Raw genomic sequence first — 6,096 nt, 5'->3', positions numbered from 1 at the left:
TTGGTGAAGCCCTCGTCGCGCCCGTTGGCGATCGCCCGTCCCGAGGCCGCCCACGGGAACACCGCCTTGCCGTACTTGATGCCCTCGGCCTTGCACTGCTCCTCGGTCTTGCCCGCCCAGGCCACCTCGGGGTCGGTGTAGGCCACCGAGGGGATCTGCCGGGCGTCGAAGTACGCCTTGTGCCCGGCGGCGTTCTCGGCGGCCACGTGCGCCTCGTGCACCGCCTTGTGGGCGAGCATGGGCTGGCCGACGACGTCGCCGATGGCGAAGATGTGCTCGACGTTGGTGCGCATCTGCCGGTCGACGGGGATGAAGCCGCGATCCGTCACCGCCACCCCGGCGTTCTCGGCGCCGATCTTCTTGCCGTTGGGGCTGCGCCCGACGGCGACCAGCACGAAGTCGTAGCACTGGGCTTCGGCCGGGGCCTTCTCGCCTTCGAACTTCACCCAGATGCCGTCGGGTTTGGCTTCGGCGCCGACGGTCTTGGTCTTCAGCATGACGTGGTCGAAGCGCGGGGCGTTCTTCTTCTCCCACACCTTGACCAGGTCGCGGTCGGCGCCCTGCATCAGGCCGTCGAGCATCTCGACGACGTCGATGCGCGTGCCGAGCGTCGAGTACACGGTGGCCATCTCCAGCCCGATGATGCCGCCGCCGACCACCAGCATGCGCTTGGGCACGCCCTGGAGCAGCAGCGCGCCGGTGGAGTCGACCACGCGCGGGTCCTCGGGCATGAAGGGCAGCTTCACCGCCTGCGAGCCGGCGGCGATGATGCACTTCTGGAAGCGCACGATCTTCTTCTCGCCGGTCTTGGCCTGGCCGTCGCCGCCGGTGAGCTCGACCTCCAGGTGGTGGGGGTCGAGGAAGCGCCCGACGCCGCGCACGGTGGTGACCTTGCGCGCCTTGGCCATGCCGGCGAGCCCGCCGGTGAGCTTCTTGATGACGCTGTCCTTGAAGCCGCGCAGCTTGTCGATGTCGACGCTCGGCGCGCCGTAGGCGATGCCGTGGTGGGCGAGCGCCTGCACTTCGTCCATCACCGCGGCGGTGTGCAGCAGCGCCTTGGAGGGGATGCAGCCGACGTTGAGGCACACCCCGCCGAGGGTGGCGTAGCGCTCGACCAGCACGGTGTTGAGGCCGAGGTCGGCGGAGCGGAAGGCCGCGGAGTAGCCGCCGGGGCCGGCGCCGAGCACGAGCATGTCGCACTCGAGGTCGGCACCGCCGGCGAAGCTCGCGGCGGTGGGGGCGGCAACCGGAGCCGCGGCGGGTGCCGCAGCCGGCGCCGGGGCCGCGGCCGCGGCCGCGCCGGCGGCGGCGAGGCGCACGATCGCGTGGCCTTCGCCGACGCGGTCACCGACCTTGACCAGCACCTCCTGCACCACGCCGGCCGCACTCGACGGCACGTCCATGCTCGCCTTGTCGCTCTCCAGCGTGACCAGCGACTGCTCGACCGCGACCGTGTCGCCGACCTTGACCATCACCTCGATCACCGGCACGTCCTTGAAGTCGCCGATGTCGGGCACCTTCACTTCCACGACGCCACCACCACTGGCCGGCGCCGCCGCAGCAGCGGCGGGCGCGGCAGCCGGCGCGGGCGCCGCGGCCGGAGCCGCAGGCGCACCGGCACCGGCGGCTTCGAGCAGCACGACTACCGCGCCTTCGCCGACGCGATCACCAACCTTGACCCTGACTTCCTTGACCACGCCGGCCGCGCTGGACGGCACGTCCATGCTCGCCTTGTCGCTCTCCAGCGTGATCAGGGACTGCTCCACGGCGACCGTGTCGCCGGGCTTGATGAACACTTCGATCACCGGCACGTCCTTGAAATCGCCGATGTCGGGGACCTTGACTTCGATTGTTGCCATCGTCGTCCTCTCCCCTTACAGCAGGATGCGGCGGAAGTCCGCCAGCAACTGTGCGAAATACACGTTGAAGCGCGCCGCCTCGGCGCCGTCGATGACGCGGTGATCCCACGACAGCGACAGCGGCAGGATCAGCCGCGGCACGAACTGCTTGCCATCCCAGACGGGCTTCTGGAAGGACTTGCACACCCCCATGATCGACACCTCGGGAGCGTTGATGATGGGCGTGAAGTACACTCCGCCGATGCCGCCGAGCGAGGAGATGGAGAAGCAACCGCCCTGCATCTGGTCGGGCTTGAGCTTGCCGTCGCGTGCGGCCTTGGCGAGCGCGTTCATCTCCTGGCCGATCTCGAACACGCCTTTCTGGTCGGCGTTCTTGATCACCGGCACCATCAGGCCATTGGGCGTATCGGCGGCGAAACCAATGTTGTAGTACTGCTTGAGGATCAGGTTGTCGCCGTCGAGGCTCGCGTTGAAGGTCGGGAACTTCTTCAGGCACGCCACCGCCGCCTTGATCATGAAGGCGAGCATGGTGACCTTGTTGCCGCTCTTGTCCTTCTCGGCTTCCTTGTTGAGCTGCACGCGGAAGGCTTCGAGCTCGGTGATGTCCGCTTCGTCGTGGTTGGTGACGTGCGGGATCAGCACCCAGTTGCGGTGCAGGTTGGCGCCCGAGATCTTCTTGATGCGCGCGAGCGGCTTGCTCTCGATCGCACCGAACTTGCTGAAGTCGACCTTGGGCCAGGGGATCAGCCCCAGCGCCTCGCCACCCCCGCCGGCGGCCGGCGCGGCCGCGGCCGGGGCGGCGGCCTGGCCGCTCATCACGCCCTTGACGTAGGCGGTGACGTCCTCCTGCTGGATGCGGCCCTTGGGGCCGCTGCCCTTGACGCGACCGAGGTCGACGCCGAGTTCGCGCGCGTACTTGCGCACCGAGGGGCTGGCGTGCGCCTGGGCGAAGGCGGCCTCGTCGACCTTGGCGGCCGGCGCGGCGGCGGCCGGGGCCGGCGCGGGGGCGGCGGCGGCGGCGGGCGCCGCGGCCGGTGGCGCAGCGGCCGGCGCGGGGGCGGCGGCCGGGGCCGGGGCCGCGGCCGGGGCGGCACCGGCGGCGGCGAGGCGCACGATCGCGTGGCCTTCGCCGACGCGGTCACCGACCTTGACCAGCACCTCCTGCACCACGCCGGCCGCGCTCGACGGCACGTCCATGCTCGCCTTGTCGCTCTCCAGCGTGACCAGCGACTGCTCGACCGCGACCGTGTCGCCGACCTTGACCATCACCTCGATCACCGGCACGTCCTTGAAGTCGCCGATGTCGGGCACCCTGACCTCGACCGTGCCACCGCCGGCGGCGGCGGGCGCGGCAGCCGGGGCCGGCGCGGCGGCCGGCGCCGGGGCGGGCGCGGCGGCAGGCGCCGCACCGGCGGCCTCCAGCACCAGCACCACGCTGCCTTCGCCGACGCGATCGCCGACCTTGACCTTGAGCTCCTTGACCACGCCGGCGGCACTCGACGGCACGTCCATGCTCGCCTTGTCGCTCTCCAGCGTGACCAGCGACTGCTCCACGGCGACCGTGTCGCCGACCTTGACCATCACCTCGATCACCGGCACGTCTTTGAAATCGCCGATGTCCGGTACTTTCACTTCGATCGTCTGGCTCATCTCTGCTCCTCGTGAAATCTGCCACGCCGCGGGCCGCGCACAGGCCCCGCGCCGTCCCCGCGCGGGGGGCGGCGACGCTGGGGCCTGCGCGCGCTCACGCGCTCGTCACACGGTCATCGGATTGGGCTTGGCGGTGTCGATCCCGTACTTGGCGATCGCCTCGCCCACCTTGGCGGCGGGCAGCGTGCCTTCGTCGGCCAGCGCCTTGAGCGCGGCGATGGTCACCCAGTAGCGGTTGACCTCGAAGAAGTGACGCAGCTTCTCGCGGGTGTCGGAGCGGCCGAAGCCGTCGGTGCCGAGGGTGACGTAGCGACGCGGCACGAAGGCGCGGATCTGGTCGGGGAACAGGCGGATGTAGTCGGTCGAGGCGATCACCGGGCCCTGGGTGTCGGCCAGGCAGGTCTCGACGTGCGAGCGGCGCGCCGGGGTGCCCGGGTTGAGCAGGTTCTGGCGGTTGACCTCGTGGCCTTCGCGGGCGAGCTGGGTGAACGAGGGGCACGACCACAGGTCGGCCTCGACGCCCCAGTCGGCCTTGAGCAGCTCCGCCGCGGCGATCACCTCGCGCAGGATCACCCCCGAGCCGAGCAGCTGCACGCGCGGGCCCTTGCCCGCCGCGCCCTTGCGCAGCGCGTACATGCCCTTGAGGATGTCCGCCTCGGCGCCGGCGGGCATCTCCGGGTGCTCGTAGTTCTCGTTCATCAGGGTGATGTAGTAGTACACATCCTCCTGCTCCTGGACCATGCGGCGCAGGCCGTCCTGCATGATCACCGCCAGCTCGTAGGAGAAGGTCGGGTCATACGAGATGCAGTTGGGGATCGAGGCGTGCCAGACGTGGCTGTGGCCGTCCTCGTGCTGCAGGCCCTCGCCGTTGAGCGTGGTGCGCCCGCTGGTGGCGCCGAGCAGGAAGCCGCGCGCGCGCATGTCGCCGGCGAGCCAGCACAGGTCGCCGGTGCGCTGGATGCCGAACATCGAGTAGTAGATGTAGAAGGGGATCATCTGCTCGCCGTGCGTGGAGTACGCGGTGGCGGCGGCGATCCAGTCGCACATCGAGCCGGCTTCGTTGATGCCCTCCTGCAGGATCTGACCGTCGGTCGTCTCCTTGTAGAACATCAGCTGGTCGTGGTCCTGCGGCAGGTACTTCTGCCCTTCCTGGCTCCAGATGCCGATCTGGCGGAACAGGCCTTCCATGCCGAAGGTGCGCGACTCGTCCGGGGTGATCGGGACGATGCGCTTGCCGAGGTTCTTGTCGCGCAGCAGGATGTTGAGGATGCGCACGAAGGCCATCGTGGTCGACAGCTGGCGCCCCTCGCCCGAGGCCTTGAGCAGCGCGTCGAACGCCGCGAGCTCCGGCGCCGGCAGCGCGGCGGCCTTGCGCCGGCGCTGCGGCAGGTAGCCGCCGAGCGCCTCGCGCCGTTCGCGCATGTACTTCAGCTCCGCCGAGTCCTCGGGGAAGGTCAGGTACGGGCACTCGTAGAGCTGCTCGTCGCTGACCGGCAGGTTCCAGCGGTCGCGGAACTGGCGCAGCGCGTCGACCGGCATCTTCTTGGCCTGGTGGGCGATGTTCATCGCCTCGCCGGCCTCGCCCATGCCGTAGCCCTTGATGGTCTTGGCCAGGATCACCGTGGGCTGGCCCTTGTGGGTCACCGCCGCGTGGTAGCCGGCGTAGACCTTGTGCGGGTCGTGGCCGCCGCGGTTGAGGCGCCAGATGTCGTCGTCGGACCAGTCGGCGACCAGCTCCCGCAGCTCCGGGGTGTTGAAGAAGTGCTCACGCACCCAGGCGCCGTTCTTCGACTTCATCGTCTGATATTCGCCGTCGACGACCTCCATCATGCGCTGCATGAGGATGCCCTTCTTGTCGCGCGCGAACAGCGCATCCCAGTGCGTGCCCCAGACGATCTTGATGACGTTCCAGCCCGCGCCGCGGAACTCGCTCTCCAGCTCCTGGATGATCTTGCCGTTGCCGCGCACCGGCCCGTCGAGGCGCTGCAGGTTGCAGTTGATCACGAAGATCAGGTTGTCGAGCCGCTCGCGCCCGGCCATGCCGATCGCGCCCAGGCTCTCCGGCTCGTCGGTCTCGCCGTCGCCGAGGAAGGCCCACACCTTGCGCCCCTCGGTGTTGGCGAAGCCGCGCGCGTGGATGTACTTCATGAAGCGCGCCTGGTAGATCGCCATCAGCGGGCCGAGGCCCATCGACACCGTCGGGAACTGCCAGAAGTCGGGCATCAGCCACGGGTGCGGGTAGGACGACAGGCCCTTGCCGTCGACCTCCTGGCGGAAGCTGTCCATCTGCTCGGGGCTCAGGCGCCCGAGCAGGAAGGCGCGCGCGTAGACGCCCGGCGTCGAGTGGCCCTGCACGAAGATCAGGTCGCCGCCGTGGGTGTCGCTCGGGGCGTGCCAGAAGTGGTTGTAGCCGACGTCGTAGAGTGTGGCGGCCGAGGCGAACGAGGAGATGTGGCCGCCGACGTTGGTGTCCTTGCCGGCACGCACCACGATCGCCATGGCGTTCCAGCGCGTGTACGAGCGGATGCGGTGCTCCAGCGCCTGGTCACCCGGAATGCGCGCCTGCTGCGCCAGCGGCACCGTGTTC

At 69.7% G+C, this 6,096-nt stretch carries 3 protein-coding genes; all 3 read right to left on the bottom strand.

Annotation, left to right across the window (positions count from 1 at the left end; all coding sequences use genetic code 11):
* A partial coding sequence (locus EV699_RS19550; RefSeq protein ID WP_132545996.1) for an FAD-dependent oxidoreductase occupies positions 1-1,859 on the bottom strand: 1,859 nt, incomplete at its 3' end.
* Between the two features lie 15 nt (positions 1,860-1,874).
* Positions 1,875-3,509 carry a dihydrolipoyllysine-residue acetyltransferase gene (aceF, locus tag EV699_RS19545; protein ID WP_132545994.1) on the bottom strand — a complete coding sequence of 545 codons (1,635 nt, stop codon included), beginning with the start codon at positions 3,507-3,509 and terminating at the stop codon, positions 1,875-1,877.
* A 105-nt stretch (positions 3,510-3,614) separates the two neighbouring features.
* Positions 3,615-6,096, bottom strand: a 2,482-nt coding sequence (aceE, locus tag EV699_RS19540; RefSeq protein ID WP_132545992.1) for a pyruvate dehydrogenase (acetyl-transferring), homodimeric type, incomplete at its 5' end; no start/stop codon positions are given.

It is taken from the genome of Plasticicumulans lactativorans (assembly GCF_004341245.1).
In the GTDB taxonomy this organism is placed as follows: domain Bacteria; phylum Pseudomonadota; class Gammaproteobacteria; order Competibacterales; family Competibacteraceae; genus Plasticicumulans_A; species Plasticicumulans_A lactativorans.
The sequence above is the reverse complement of the archived record's forward strand: the minus strand, read 5'-3'. Positions and strand labels throughout refer to the sequence as shown.

Excerpts from the sequence above, each read along its gene's own strand:
- aceF (WP_132545994.1), bottom strand. The coding sequence starts at position 3,509 with ATGAGCCAGACGATCGAAGTGAAAGTACCGGACATCGGCGATTTCAAA.